Source organism: Actinomadura sp. NPDC000600, from assembly GCF_040492135.1.
Lineage (GTDB): Bacteria > Actinomycetota > Actinomycetes > Streptosporangiales > Streptosporangiaceae > Spirillospora.
The window spans coordinates 1-13514 of the sequence record NZ_JBEUPD010000042.1 but is presented as its reverse complement, the minus strand read 5'-3'; the positions used below and the strand labels follow the sequence as shown (position 1 = coordinate 13514).

The window sequence follows — 13514 nt, the reverse complement described above, 5'->3', positions numbered from 1 at the left end:
CCGCGGCCCGCGGAAGCAGGCGGTGCTTCTCCGCCCGGAGAGGCGGACCGGGACCCCGTCCGGCCACTGCACAGTCTTGCGGTCCAGGGCCTGGAGGGGGAGTGAGACATACCGTGTCCGCGCCAGGAAAATAACGACGGGGACGGGTCGGCCTTCGTGAGCCGTCCCCGTCCCCGTGCGCGCGAGGCGCGGAGCGCTAGCGCGGGACCCGCGCGACGCAGAAGACCGTCTGCCCGAACGGAGGCTTGACGAAGCGCTCGATCGTGCGGGTGAGCGGTACGACCGTCCGGTCGTAGATCTTGACGAGCTTCGGGTCGGGGTAGCCGGCGCCGCCGCGGCGGACCGCGAACCACCAGGCGATCCCGCCCAGGAAGTTGATCGGCTTGAGCACCTCGGGGACCAGCCCGGCCTCGCGGACCGACGCCTCCAGCGTCGCCGGCGTGTACCGGGTGACGTGCCCGACCTTGCGGTCGAAGTCGCCGTAGAGCTGCATGTAGCCGGGCACCCAGATGACGATGCGGCCGCCGGGCTCGGTCACGGCGGCGAGGTCGCGCAGCGCCTGGACGTCGTCCTTGATGTGCTCCAGGACGTTCATCATCACGACGGTGTCGACCTTGCGCCGGATCTTGATGTCGGCGGGCAGCGCCAGGTCGATGACCTCGACGTCGTCGTTGCCCTCGTGGCGCTTGCGCAGCTCGCCGACGCAGTAGGGGTCGTTGTCGCTGACGACGAGGTAGTCGAGGCGCCCGGCGAACTGCTCGGAGAAGTGCCCGAGGCCGGAGCCGACCTCCAGCATGGAGCGGCCGACGTGCGGGGCGACGGTCTCGTACTCGTACTGGCGGTAGTTGCGGGCCTCGTCCCCGCCCAGATGGTTCTCCAGCGCGCCCTCACCGGCGGCGGGCTGGACGACGTCCCCGTCAGGGGCGGGCCCGGCGGCCGGCCCGGCCTTCTTCGGGCCGCTGCCGACGAGGTTGAGGAGGGTGCCTGCGATGGACTTCTTCTGACCGGATGGCTGCATTACTTCCCGCTCGCTGGGTGCGTTGGCGTTCGGCTTCTCGTTCGCGGGACCGTTCCCCTGTCCTCCCGGGACGGTTCGATCTCTGGCGCGAAGGTCGGGTCAGTCTATCCCCGCCCCGATGCCGGACGCCCCCGCGACGGCGGGACGCCCTCCCGCGACCCGCCCGCCGGGTCAGCCGATGGTCCGGTGCACGTCCTCCTCACCGCTCGGGCCGGGCTCGGACGGCGCGATCCACGGCCCCGGGATGGACGGGTCGAGGACGCCTTCCTCCACCCAGGCGAAGTGGCCGGCGAGGACGGCCCGCGCCAGCTTCACGTCCATCGCGTCGGTGTTGCGCCACAGCCCGTCGAACAGCTCCTCGACGCGGACGCGCGACTGCCGGCAGAACGCGTCGGCGAGCAGCAGGGCGGACTTCCCGGGCGCCGTCGCGGCCCCCGTGCCGTTCGCGCCCGTACTGGCGAGCGGCCCTTCCTCGGAAGCGTCGGCGTGGGCGCGGACGCAGACGGCGCTCATGGCGAACAGCTCGGCGCCGATGTCGACCATCCGGCCGAGGAACCCCTGCCGGTACTCCAGGCCGCCCTGCCAGCGCCCGGCCGCGTAGAAGATCGAGCGGGCCAGCTTGCGGGACGCCCGCTCCACGTACCGCAGGTGCCGGGCCAGCGGGCCGAACTCCGCGTAGGCGTTCGGGCGGTGCCCGGCGCCGGTGACGAGCGTCGGCAGCCAGCGCGCGTAGAACCCGCCCGCCTTCGCCGCGGCCCGCGCCTTCGCCCCGGTGGAGGCGTCCGGGTCGATGATGTCCCCGGCCACCGACAGGTGCGCGTCGACGGCCTCGCGGGCGATCAGCAGATGCATGATCTCGCTGGAGCCCTCGAAGATCCGGTTGATGCGCAGGTCGCGGAGCAGCTGCTCGGCGGGCACCCCGCGCTCGCCGCGCGCCGCGAGCGACTCGGCCGTCTCGTAGCCGCGGCCGCCCCGCAGCTGCACCAGCTCGTCGGCCACGCGGCACGCCATCTCCGACGACCACAGCTTGGCGAGGGCCGCCTCGATCCGTATGTCGTTGCGCTCGTCGTCGGCGAGCTGGCCGGACAGGTCGAGCACCGCCTCCATCGCGTAGGCGGTCGCCGCGATGAACGCGATCTTGGTGGCGACGGCCTCGTGCTCGCCGACCGGCCGGCCCCACTGCACCCGCTCCTTCGACCACTGCCGGGCGATACCGGCGGCCCACTTGCCGCTCGCCGCGCAGATCGCGGGCAGCGACAGCCGGCCGGTGTTGAGCGTGGTCAGCGCGACCTTCAGGCCGGCGCCCTCCGTGCCGATCAGGTTCGCCTTCGGGACCCGCACGTCGTGGAACCGGGTGACGCCGTTCTCGATGCCGCGCAGCCCCATGAACGCGTTGCGGTTCTCGACGGTGATGCCGGGGGCGGACATGTCCACGATGAACGCCGAGATGCCGCCGCGGTGCCCCTCCGACTTCGGGACGCGCGCCATCACCACGACGAGGTCGGCCACGACGCCGTTGGTCGTCCACAGCTTGACGCCGTTGAGGACGTAGTCGTCCCCGTCCGGCACGGCGGTGGCGCGCAGCCGCGCCGGGTCGGACCCGACGTCGGGCTCGGTGAGCAGGAACGCGCTGACCTCCCTGGCGCAGCGCGGCAGCCACGCGTCCTTCTGCTCCCGCGTGCCGAACATCTTGACCGGCTGCGGGACGCCGATCGACTGGTGCGCCGACAGCAGCGCGCCGAGCGCCGGGCTGACCGACCCGACGAGCATCAGCGCGCGGCCGTAGTAGAGCTGGCTGAGCCCGAGCCCGCCGTACTTCTCCGGGATCTTCATGCCGAGCGCGCCGAGGTCGCGCAGGCCCCGCACGACCTCGTCCGGGATGCGCGCCTCCCGCTCGATCCGCGCCGGGTCGACCTCGGCGGCGCAGAACTCCGCGAGCCGGGCGAGGAACTCCTCGCCCTTCGTCCGCTGGTCCCCGGACGGGCGCGGATGCGGGTGGATCAGATCGAGGCGGAGGCCGCCGAGGAACAGCTGCCTGCCGAAGCTCGGCAGCCGCCATTCGGTCTCGCGTGCCTCCTCGGCCACCTTGCGGGCCGTCCGCTCGTCGACGTGCTCTTGGGTTCGCTGGCTCATGGGGTCGGGATTTCCCGTGACCGGGGTGGGAAACCCGCCCCCGCCCGCGACGGGGAGGCAATTAGAGGTGATTCGGTCGGAGATGCAACCTTTTGTGGGGGACGGCGCATCAGGAGGATGTGGAGCAGTCGAGCAGCGCGCGGACGGCGAGCCGTGACGAGGAGTTCACCGCCTACGTGACGGCGCGGATGACGTGGTTACGGCGGGTCGCGTACCTGCTGTGCCAGGACTGGCACCGGGCGGACGACCTCGTCCAGTCCGCGATCACGCGGCTGTACCTGCACTGGCGGAAGGCGTCGGCGGCCGAGAACGTCGACGGGTACGCGCGGACGGTGCTGGTCAGGGTGTTCCTCGCCGAGCAGCGGGGCGGGTGGCGGCAGCGGGTCCGGATCGTCGAGCGGATGCCGGAGGAGGCCGCCGAGTCCGCCGACCACGCGGGCCGGATCGACCTGCGGGCGGCGCTGGCGGCCCTGCCGCCGAGGCAGCGGGCCGCCGTGGTGCTGCGGTTCTACTGCGACCTGTCGATCGAGCAGGCCGCCGACGTCCTGGACTGCTCGGCCGGGACGGTGAAGAGCCAGACCGCGCGGGGGCTGGACGCGCTGCGGCGCGCGCTGGAGCCGGCACGGGATCTCGCGGAAGGGGAGAAGCTGGCATGAACGACCTCAAGGAGAGGCTGGAGCGCCTCGCCGACGCCCCCGCCCCCGTCTCGGCCGTGGACGTCGCGGCGGCGGTGGCGCGGGCGCGGCGGATCCGGCGGACGAGGCGGGCCGCCGTCGCGGCCGTCGCCGCGGGGGTCGCGGCGGGCGTTGCCGGGATCACGGTGCTCCCCTCGTCCTCGGCGGAGCGTCCGAGCGCGGTGGCCGGGCCGGCCAGGTTTCCGAGCCCGCTGATCGAGAAGGCCGCGTTCGGGTGGCTGCCCCCCGGCTACGCGCGGACGCGGGTGGCGCAGGACGCCCAGCGGGGGACGGTGTTCACGGTGTCGGCCGGGCGCGGGCCGGGCAGCACGGCCATCGAGGTGAGCGTGGGCCCGCCCGGGGTCTCGCCGGGCGTGCCGCTGCTGCCGGGAGGCGGGAAGGGGCACCTGACGAAGGCCGCGCCGGTCGGCGGGCGGCCCGCCTACTGGTCGATCAAGCCTGGCGGGCCGGGGTCGGACCAGGTGCCGGCCGAGTTCCGGTGGGAGTACCGGCCGAAGAGCTGGGCCGTGCTGACGGTCAACGACCGCGCCGTCGCCGACCCGGTGACCGTCCAGCGCATCGCGGCGGGGGTGAGGTTCGGCGGCGACCGCCCGGCGGCGTTCCCCGTGCGCGTCACCGGGCTCCCGGACGGGCTCAGGGCCACGAGGACCTGGGTCGCCGCCCCCGCGGAGGTCATGATCTCGCTCGCCGTCCCCGGACGGGACGGCGACCTGCTCATCTCGCTGCAGCCGGCCGCTGCGCGGAGGGGCGGGGTGTTCCAGCCCAACACCACCGTCGACGGGCATCCGGCGTTCGACACGCGGCTGCCGCACACCGGGCCGAACCCCGGGCCGAATGTCGGACTGGTGCCCCCGGCGAAGTCGCAGATCCTCAGGGTCTACGGAGTGCGCGGCTTCGACATCGAGATCAACGCGACCGGGGAGCCGCTGCGCCGCCTCCAGGCCGGAGGCGGGGTGACCGGCCTGTACCGCCGGACGACGCCCCTCGGCACCGACCCCGCGCGGTGGACGACGGAGCCGCTCCGCTGAGGTCCGTTTTGTGCCTGGGGCGTAGTTCGGCGATGCTTGGGGAGTGTCAACGGAGACTCTGAACAGCGCCGCCGAGCTGCGCGCCTTCCTGCACGGCCTCCCCGGCGTGGACCGGGTCGGCGCCGAGGAGCGGGCGGCGCGGCTCGCCACCCGGTCGATCAAGACGTCGGCGAAGGCCGCGGCGATCGACCTGGCGATCTCGATGGTGGACCTGACCACGCTGGAAGGCGCGGACACGGCGGGGAAGGTGCGGGCGCTGTGCGCCAAGGCCGCGCACCCCGACCCGGCGGACGCCTCGGTGCCGAAGGTGGCCGCCGTCTGCGTGTACCCCGACATGGTCGAGACCGCGGTCCGGGCCCTCGACGGGACGGGGATCGGCGTCGCCAGCGTGGCGACGGCCTTCCCGTCCGGGCGGGCGCCGATGGAGGCCAAGCTCGCCGACACCCGGGCCGCGGTGGCGGCGGGGGCGGCCGAGATCGACATGGTGATCGACCGGGGCGCGTTCCTGTCCGGCGACTACACCAAGGTGTCCGACGAGATCGTCGCGGTCAAGGACGCGTGCGGGCCCGCGCACCTGAAGGTGATCCTGGAGACCGGCGAGCTCGCCACCTACGACAACGTGCGGCGGGCCTCCTGGCTCGCGATGCGCGCCGGGGCCGACTTCATCAAGACCTCGACCGGGAAGGTGTCGCCCGCGGCGACGCTGCCGGTCACCCTGGTCATGCTGGAGGCCGTCCGCGACTACCGGGCCGCCACCGGGCGGCAGGTCGGGGTCAAGCCCGCGGGCGGGATCCGCACCACCAAGGACGCGATCAAGTACCTGGTGCTGGTGAACGAGACCGCCGGCCCCGACTGGCTGACGCCCGAGTGGTTCCGGCTGGGGGCCTCCTCGGTGCTGAACGACCTGCTGATGCAGCGCCGCAAGCTCGCCACCGGGGTGTACTCCGGTCCCGACTACTTCACGCTGGACTGATCATGGTTTTCGAGTACGCGCCGGCACCCGAGTCCCGGTCCGTCGTCGACATCCGCGGCTCCTACGGGCTGTTCGTCAACGGCGAGTTCACCGACGGGCACGGCGAGCCGTTCAAGTCGATCAACCCGGCCGACGAGAGCGTCCTGGCCGACATCGCGTGCGCGGACGAGGCGGACGTCGACCGCGCCGTGCGGGCCGCCCGCACCGCCTACGACAAGGTCTGGGGCCCGATGCCCGGGACCGAGCGGGCCAAGTACCTGTACCGGATCGCGCGAATCATTCAGGAGCGGGCGCGGGAACTGGCCGTCCTGGAGTCGATCGACAACGGCAAGCCGATCCGCGAGTCGCGGGACGTGGACGTCCCGCTGGTCGCGGCGTGGTTCTTCTACTACGCGGGCTGGGCCGACAAGCTGCGCCACGCCGGCTTCGGGCCCGACCCCCGCCCCCTCGGGGTGGCCGGGCAGGTCATCCCGTGGAACTTCCCGCTGCTGATGCTGGCCTGGAAGGTCGCCCCCGCGCTGGCGTGCGGCAACACCGTCGTCCTCAAGCCGGCCGAGACCACGCCGCTGACGGCGCTGCTGTTCGCCGACATCTGCCGCCAGGCCGAGCTGCCGCCCGGCGTCGTCAACATCGTCACCGGCGCCGGCGAGACCGGCGCGGCCCTGGTGTCGCACCCGGGCATCGACAAGGTCGCCTTCACCGGCTCCACCGACGTCGGCCGCCAGATCGCCCGCACCCTCGCCGGGACCGGCAGGAGGCTGACGCTGGAGCTCGGCGGCAAGGCCGCCAACATCGTCTACGAGGACGCCGCGCTCGACCAGGCCGTCGAGGGCATCGTCAACGGCATCTTCTTCAACCAGGGCCACGTGTGCTGCGCCGGGTCGCGGCTGCTGGTGCAGGAGTCGGTCGCCGAGGAGGTCCTGGAGCGGCTCAAGGCGCGGATGGCGACGCTGCGGGTCGGCGACCCCCTCGACAAGAACACCGACATCGGCGCGATCAACTCCGCCGCGCAGCTGGCGCGGATCCGGGAGCTGTCGGACGCCGGCGAGGCCGAGGGCGCCGAGCGCTGGTCGCCGCCCTGCGAGCTGCCGTCCCAGGGGTTCTGGTTCGCCCCCACCCTGTTCACCGGGGTGGCGCAGTCGCACCGGATCGCCCGCGAGGAGATCTTCGGGCCCGTCCTTTCCGTGCTGACGTTCCGCACGCCGGAGGAGGCCGTCACCAAGGCCAACAACACCCCGTACGGGCTGTCGGCGGGCATCTGGACCGAGAAGGGGTCGCAGATCCTGTGGACGGCGCAGCGGCTCCGCGCCGGGGTCGTGTGGGCCAACACCTTCAACAAGTTCGACCCGGCCTCCCCGTTCGGCGGCTACAAGGAATCGGGGTTCGGCCGCGAGGGCGGACGCCACGGACTGGAGGCCTACCTCAATGCCTGACCGTCTCGCCGTCCGCAAGACCTACAAGCTGTACATCGGGGGCGCGTTCCCCCGGTCCGAATCCGGCAGGTCCTACCCCGTGACCGACTCCAAGGGCCGCTTCCTCGCCAACGCCTCCCAGGCGTCCCGCAAGGACGCCCGCGACGCCGTGGTCGCCGCCCGCAAGGCCTTCCCCGGCTGGTCCGGGCGGACCGCCTACAACCGCGGCCAGATCCTCTACCGGATCGCCGAGATGCTGGAGGGCCGCCGCGACCAGTTCGTGGACGAGCTGCGCCAGGCCGGCGCGTCCAAGGGCGCCGCCGGGACCGAGGTGGACGCCGCCGTCGACCGGTGGGTCTGGTACGCGGGCTGGGCCGACAAGCTGAGCGCCGTCGCCGGGGCCGCCAACCCCGTGTCGGGGCCGTTCTTCAACTTCTCCACGCCCGAGCCCACCGGCGTCGTCGCCGTCGTCGCGCCCGACTCGCCGCTGCTGGGCCTGGTCTCCGTCCTGGCCCCGGTCATCGTGTCCGGCAACACGGCCGTGGTGGTCGCCTCCGAGCCGGCGCCGCTGCCGTCGATCACCCTGGCGGAGGTGCTGGCCACCTCCGACCTGCCGGGCGGTGTCGTCAACCTCCTCACGGGCCGGCGCACCGAGATCGCGCCCTGGCTGGCGACCCACATGGACGTCAACGCCATAGACCTGGCCGGCGCGCCGCCCGAGCACGTCCAGGAACTGGAAGAGAAGGCGGCCGAGAACCTCAAGAGGGTCCTGCGCCCCGCGGACGAGGACTGGACGGGCGAGCCGGGAACCGCGCGGATGACCGCTTTCCTGGAGACCAAGACGGTCTGGCATCCGGTGGGCGTCTGAGCTGAAATGACGCTGCGTGTGTAGAGGGTCACGAAGTGTGGAATAGATCTCCCCGTAACTGATCACAGTGGGGGGAGATCAGTGCCTACCAAGACCGCATCGCGTACGGCGAGCCGAGGGACGGCCGCGCGTACGAAGAGCACATCAGCGACCAAGTCCACCGCCGCCAAGAAACCGGCGGCCAAGCGGACCTCGGCGGCGAAGTCGCCGTCGAGGTCCACGACCGGCCGCACGACGAGCCGCACGGCCGCGACCAGGAGCAGCACGGCGAGGAAGCCGGCCGCGTCCACCCGGTCGTCGGCGTCGTCGTCGGCCGCCGCGACCCGCGTCACCAAGGCCGCGAGCCAGGCCAAGACCGCCGCGACGCAGATGAAGTCGGTGGCGACCAAGGCCTCCTCGTCGGCCAAGGCGATGACGGCGATGACCAAGGCGATGACCAGCGCCACCAAGGCCATGTCCGACGCCGCCAAGGCGATGGACGCCGCGGCCAAGGTCATCACCACCACCGCCAAGTCGACCGGGACCCGCGCCACGACGGCGCGGAAGACCGCGGCGAGCAAGAACGGCGCCGGCCGGACCACGGCCCGCAAGTCCACCTCGGCGGCGTCCGGCCGCTCCAGGACGACGGCGTCCGCCCGTACGGGTACGAAGACGTCCACGGCGCGCAAGCCCACGTCGAAGGCGACCACGTCCCGGACGGCGGGCACGTCCAAGACGGCGAGCGCGGCGAAGACCTCGGGAGCGTCGAAGACATCGGCGACGGCGAAGAAGACGGCCGCGCCCAAGTCCCGGACGAGCGCCGCGCCCAAGTCCCGGACGAGCGCCGCGCGCAAGTCGACGTCGTCGCGGACGACCGCGAGCACCAGGTCGGGCACCGCGAAGGGGGCGGCCAAATCGGGGACCTCCAAGTCCCCGGCCGCCCGCAAGACTCCCGCGCGGTCGAGCGCCGCACGGACCGCACCGCCTGCGGCGCCCGTCGTGGAGCCGAAGACCGATCCGCTCCAGCACTCGACGCGGACGGACGGCGGCTTCCTGAGCGGGCTCACCGACTACGGCCGCGAGCGCTGAGAACCGTGGACGAGAAGGACATCCTGGCCCGCGTCGACCAGTACGTGGGGGAGGAGCGGCGGCTCCGCGAACGGTACCAGCGGGGCGAACTGGACCGGGAGGAGGAGCACCGGCGGCTGGAGCGGCTGGAGGTCGCGCTCGACCAGTGCTGGGACCTGCTGCGCCGCCGCCGGGCCCGACTGGAGGCCGGCGAGGACCCCGGCGGCGCCGAGGTCCGGCCGCCGGACGAGGTCGAAGGCTACCTGCAGTGACGCCGCCTCGATCGAGGCGGCCGCTGCGGTTCGGCCTGTCCCTCGCCCCGGACTCCGCCGCCCCGCTGGTCCGCACCGCGCAGGAGGCGGACCGGTACGGGCTCGACCTGCTCGGCGTCCGCGACGAGCCGTACCGGCGCGACACCGCCGACGCGCTCACGCTGATGGCGGCCGTGCTGGCCGGCACGTCCCGGATCCGGGTCCTGCCGGCGGTGGCATGCCTGCCGCTGCGGTCGCCCGCCGCGCTGGCGAAGGCGATCGCGACGATGGACCGGCTCAGCGGCGGCCGCGCCGAGCTCGGACTCGGCACGGGGATGTCGCCGAACGGCATCGAGGCGTACGGGGGCCCGCGCCTGGACGGGAAGGCGTCGCGCAGGGCACTGGAGGAGGCCGTGCAGCTCATCCGGCTGCACTGGAGCGACCAGAACGGGCTGCGGTTCGCGGGCGAGCACTACCGGTTCGCGGCGGCGCAGGCGGGCCCGGCGCCCGCGCACCAGATCGGCATCTGGCTCGGCGTCACCGGTCCGCGCGGCATCGACCTCGCCGGACGGGTCGCCGACGGCTGGATCGCGCCGTCCTCGCTCGTCCCGCCGAAGCGGCTCGCCGACGGGCAGCGCCGCCTCAACGACGCCGCGCGGCGGGCGGGGCGCCGGCCCGCCGAGATCCGCCGCGTCTACGTCCTCGAAGGGAGCCTCGACGGGCGGGAGTCGCGGGGCTTCCTGCACGGCCCGCCGCGCCAGTGGGTGTACGAGCTGACCGAGCTGGCCGTCGGCCACGGCGTCGACTCGTTCCTGTACGGCGGCGGCCCCGAGCAGCTTCCGGTGTTCGCCCTGGAGATCGTTCCGGCCGTCCGGGAGCAGGTCGCCCGCGAACGGGCCGCGTCCGCCCAGGGAGAGGCCGCCCCGCAGGCCCCGGCACGAGCCGGCCAGCCCTCACCGCACGGCACGCGCGTGCCGTGACGCACGGGCCGGTGACGTGCCGGGCCGGGGACAGGCGGACTGCGGGGACGCGGGCCCGCGGGTCGCCGCCCGGGGCCCGCTCCCTTACATGCGCTCCGGGGTCGGGACGCCGAGGAGGCCGAGGCCGGTGACGAGCGTGCGCAGGGTCGCCGCGCAGAGCGCGAGCCGCGACGCCTTCGTCTCCTCGTCGGGGGCCTTCAGCACCGGGCAGTTCTCGTGGAACGTCGTGTAGACGTCCGCGACCGAGTAGACGTAGCTCGCCAGCCGGTGCGGCTCGGCGGTCTCGCCCGCCTGCTTGAGCACGGCGCCGAACCCGAGCAGCTCCAGCGCCAGCGCCCGCTCGGCCGGGTGGGTGAGCACGATCGGGCCGGTCGCCTCCTCGGGGGCGAGGCCGCCCTTCCGGAAGATCGACCGGATCCGCGCCACCGCGTACTGCAGGTACGGGCCGGTCTTGCCGTTGAACGAGATCATCCGGTCGAAGTCGAAGACGTACTCGCTGTCGCGCGCCACCGACAGGTCGGCGTACTTGACCGCGCCCATGCCGACAGCCTGAACGATCTCGGCCCGGGTCGCCTCGTCGAACGACGCGTCATGCTGGATCTCGTCGTACACGGCGCCGGCCCGCTCGACCGCCTCGTCCAGCAGTTCCGAGAGCTTGACGGTGCCGCCGGCCCGGGTCCGCAGGATCTTGCCGTCGGTGCCGAGGACATTGCCGATCTGCGCGTGCTCGGCCTTCACCTCGTCGTTCAGCCAGCCCGCCATCCGCGCGACGGCGAACACCATCTGGAAGTGCAGTGACTGCGGCGCGCCCACCACGTAGACCATCCGGTCGACGTGCTCGGTGTCGACCCGGTACCGGATCGTGGCGAGGTCGGTGGTGGAGTAGTTGTAGCCGCCGTCGCTCTTCCGGATGATCACGGGGAGGGGTTCGCCCTCGCGGCCGGTGAACCCGGGCGGGAACGCGCACAGCGCGCCGTCGCTGATGACCGCGATGCCCTTCTCCTCCAGCTCCTGGGCGGTCGGGGCCAGCAGGTCGTTGTAGTAGCTCTCGCCCTTGATGTCGTCGTCGGTGAGGGTGACGCCCAGCCGCCCGTAGACGGCGTTGAAGTACCGCTTCGACACCTCGACGAGGACGTTCCAGAGCCGCAGCGTCTCGGCGTCGCCCGCCTGGAGGGCGACGACCCGCCGCCGGGACCGGTCGGCGAACGCCTCGTCGCCGTCGAACTTCTCCCGCGCAGCCTGGTAGAACGCGGTCAGGTCGCTGACGGAGGAGTCGTCACGGGCGGCGGCGTCCTCGCCGAGGTCGAGCAGGTGCTCGATCAGCATGCCGAACGGGGTGCCCCAGTCGCCGACGTGGTTGTCCCGGACGACCTCGTGCCCGAGGAACGCCAGGATCCGCGCGATCGCGTCGCCGACGATCGTGGTCCGCAGGTGCCCGACGTGCATCTCCTTCGCCACGTTCGGGGAGGAGTACTCGACGACGACCTTCTGCGGCTTGTCGGCGAGGGGGACGGCGAGCCGCTCGTCCTCCAGGGCCCGCTGCGCCTCGCCGGCGATCCAGGCGTCGCTGAGCGTCAGGTTGATGAATCCGGGGCCGCTGACCTGCACGTCCGACACGACACCGGCGGTGTCGAGGTTCGCCGTGATCTCGTCGGCCACGTCTCGCGGCTTGCGGCCCAGCTTCTTGGCCAGCGGCAGTGCCACGTTGGCCTGAAGGTCGGCGAACTGCGACGGCCGGATGACCGGGTCGGTGTCCGCGTACGACGGTCCGAAGGCGGCGCTCAGCGCGGCCTGGACCCGGGCGGCGAGTACGAGTTGCGGATCGGGCATGTTCCAAGGTTATCGGCGACGTACCGGCGCCCGGAAACGGTTTCGCGCGAGGCTACGGCGCGGCGGGCGGCTCTTTGCGGTCGGGGACGGTGTCCGCGGCGGGGGAGGGCACCTCCGGGACCTTCTCTGCGGGCCTCTCGGACGGCCTCTCGGACGGCCTGGCCGACGGCGTTTCCGGGGGCCTGTCGGCGTCGCGCTCGCCGTGCGTCCAGCGCCCGAACCGGGACGTGCGGGTCGCCGCGACCTGCTCGCGGATCCGCTCGACGATCCGTCCGGCGGCCAGCCGGTGCGCGAGGTCGCAGGCCGAGGTGATCGCGCGGGCGCGGGAGGCGCCGTGCGCGATCACGACCGTCCCGTTCAGGCCGAGCAGGACGCCGCCGCCGTAGGTGTCGGGGTCGAGGCGGTCGCGCAGCTCCTGGAGGCGGCGCCGCTGGAGCAGCGCGCCCATCCGCGCGGCCGCGGTGGACGTCATCGCCTCGCGGATCTCCGCGAACGCGGTGGCGACCGTGCCCTCCACGGTCTTGAGCGCGACGTTGCCGGTGAACCCGTCGGCGACGATGACGTCCACGCGCCCGCTCAGCAGGTCGTGGCCCTCCACGTTCCCGGCGAACTCGATGCCGTGGCTGCCGCTCGCGAGCAGCTCGTGCGCCCGCTTTGTGAGCTTGTTGCCCTTGCCGGCCTCGGCGCCGATGTTGAGCAGGCCCACGGTCGGGCGGTCGAGCCCGAGCAGGATCTGCGCGTACGCGGTGCCGAGCGCGGCGAACTGGACGAGGCCCTCGGGCTTCACGTCGGCGGTGGCGCCCGCGTCCAGCAGGATCGTGGGGCGCGGACGCGTCGGCAGCGCCACCGCGATCGCCGGCCGCATCACGCCCTGCTGGCCCTTGAGCCGCAGCCGCGAGGTCGCCACCACCCCGGCGGTGCTGCCCGCCGAGACCAGCGCCGACGCCCGGCCCTGCTTGATCAGATGGCAGGCGATCGCGATCGACGAGCGGGGCTTGCGCCAGCTCGCGAGCGCGCCCTCGCCCATGTCCAGGGCCTCGTCGGCGTGCACGATGGGGATCGTGCCGAGGACGCCGTGCAGGTCCAGCTCCCGCCGGATCCGCGGCGCCCGCCCGACCAGCACCAGCCGGACGCCGTGCTCGCGGACCGCGGTCACCGCCCCCTCGATGATCTCCTCGGGGGCGTGGTCGCCGCCCATCGTGTCGACCGCGATCGGCAGCGGGCGCACCGTCGCCGGGCGGCGCGGCGCCGGGCGGGGCGACGGGTTCCGGGGCGGCGC

11 protein-coding genes and 1 pseudogene are annotated in these 13514 nt (G+C 73.3%); 7 read left to right on the top strand and 5 right to left on the bottom strand.

The features are described 5' to 3' along the window. Positions 1-196: 196 nt before the first annotated feature. Positions 197-1018 carry a class I SAM-dependent methyltransferase gene (locus tag ABWI07_RS37665; RefSeq protein ID WP_149261175.1) on the bottom strand — a complete coding sequence of 274 codons (822 nt, stop codon included), beginning with the start codon at positions 1016-1018 and terminating at the stop codon, positions 197-199. 171 nt (positions 1019-1189) lie between these two features. Further along, positions 1190-3151 carry an acyl-CoA dehydrogenase family protein gene (locus ABWI07_RS37660; protein WP_353821463.1) on the bottom strand — a complete coding sequence of 654 codons (1962 nt, stop codon included), beginning with the start codon at positions 3149-3151 and terminating at the stop codon, positions 1190-1192. 119 nt (positions 3152-3270) lie between these two features. Between ABWI07_RS37660 and ABWI07_RS37655 the strand changes: the two genes are divergently transcribed. The 5 genes from ABWI07_RS37655 to ABWI07_RS37635 are packed head-to-tail and all read left to right on the top strand — an operon-like array spanning position 3271 to position 8127. Then, a complete protein-coding gene (locus ABWI07_RS37655; protein ID WP_235037016.1) occupies positions 3271-3807 on the top strand; it encodes a SigE family RNA polymerase sigma factor in 537 nt (178 codons plus the stop codon). Continuing rightward, the gene (locus ABWI07_RS37650) at positions 3804-4874 is read left to right on the top strand and encodes a hypothetical protein (protein ID WP_149261173.1); all 1071 of its coding nucleotides are present in this window, start codon (positions 3804-3806) and stop codon (positions 4872-4874) included. Before ABWI07_RS37655 ends, ABWI07_RS37650 begins: the two co-directional genes overlap by 4 nt. 43 nt (positions 4875-4917) lie before the next feature. After that, entirely contained in the window at positions 4918-5847 is a 930-nt protein-coding gene (gene deoC / locus ABWI07_RS37645; RefSeq protein WP_353821462.1) for a deoxyribose-phosphate aldolase, read from the top strand. Positions 5848-5849: 2 nt separating this feature from the next. Then, positions 5850-7280, top strand: a complete 1431-nt coding sequence (locus ABWI07_RS37640; protein ID WP_149261171.1) for an aldehyde dehydrogenase family protein — start codon at positions 5850-5852, stop codon at positions 7278-7280. Continuing rightward, positions 7273-8127 carry an aldehyde dehydrogenase family protein gene (locus ABWI07_RS37635; protein WP_149261170.1) on the top strand — a complete coding sequence of 285 codons (855 nt, stop codon included), beginning with the start codon at positions 7273-7275 and terminating at the stop codon, positions 8125-8127. Before ABWI07_RS37640 ends, ABWI07_RS37635 begins: the two co-directional genes overlap by 8 nt. 62 nt (positions 8128-8189) lie before the next feature. Here the strand turns inward: ABWI07_RS37635 and ABWI07_RS37630 are convergent, their stop codons facing one another. Beyond that, a complete protein-coding gene (locus tag ABWI07_RS37630) occupies positions 8190-9020 on the bottom strand; it encodes a hypothetical protein (protein ID WP_353821461.1) in 831 nt (276 codons plus the stop codon). Positions 9021-9200: 180 nt separating this feature from the next. Between ABWI07_RS37630 and ABWI07_RS37625 the strand changes: the two genes are divergently transcribed. Both ABWI07_RS37625 and ABWI07_RS37620 read left to right on the top strand, forming a co-directional pair. Then, a complete protein-coding gene (locus ABWI07_RS37625; protein WP_149261168.1) occupies positions 9201-9446 on the top strand; it encodes a DUF2630 family protein in 246 nt (81 codons plus the stop codon). Continuing rightward, positions 9443-10405: an LLM class flavin-dependent oxidoreductase gene (locus ABWI07_RS37620; protein ID WP_353821460.1), complete on the top strand. Its 963-nt coding sequence runs from the start codon at positions 9443-9445 to the stop codon at positions 10403-10405. The genes ABWI07_RS37625 and ABWI07_RS37620 overlap by 4 nt, the downstream gene beginning before the upstream one ends. Positions 10406-10489: 84 nt before the next feature. Here ABWI07_RS37620 and argS read toward each other — a convergent pair whose 3' ends face one another. Together argS and plsX are read right to left on the bottom strand one after the other, a co-directional pair. Continuing rightward, on the bottom strand, positions 10490-12235 hold the full coding sequence (gene argS, locus ABWI07_RS37615; RefSeq protein ID WP_353821459.1) for an arginine--tRNA ligase: 1746 nt from the start codon (positions 12233-12235) through the stop codon (positions 10490-10492). 202 nt (positions 12236-12437) lie between these two features. Then, a pseudogene (plsX, locus tag ABWI07_RS37610) lies at positions 12438-13514 on the bottom strand (phosphate acyltransferase PlsX); the annotation flags it as partial.

Excerpts from the sequence above, each read along its gene's own strand:
- ABWI07_RS37665 (WP_149261175.1), bottom strand. The coding sequence starts at position 1,018 with ATGCAGCCATCCGGTCAGAAGAAGTCCATCGCAGGCACCCTCCTCAAC.
- ABWI07_RS37660 (WP_353821463.1), bottom strand. The coding sequence starts at position 3,151 with ATGAGCCAGCGAACCCAAGAGCACGTCGACGAGCGGACGGCCCGCAAG.
- ABWI07_RS37650 (WP_149261173.1), top strand. The coding sequence starts at position 3,804 with ATGAACGACCTCAAGGAGAGGCTGGAGCGCCTCGCCGACGCCCCCGCC.
- ABWI07_RS37640 (WP_149261171.1), top strand. The coding sequence starts at position 5,850 with ATGGTTTTCGAGTACGCGCCGGCACCCGAGTCCCGGTCCGTCGTCGAC.
- ABWI07_RS37635 (WP_149261170.1), top strand. The coding sequence starts at position 7,273 with ATGCCTGACCGTCTCGCCGTCCGCAAGACCTACAAGCTGTACATCGGG.
- argS (WP_353821459.1), bottom strand. The coding sequence starts at position 12,235 with ATGCCCGATCCGCAACTCGTACTCGCCGCCCGGGTCCAGGCCGCGCTG.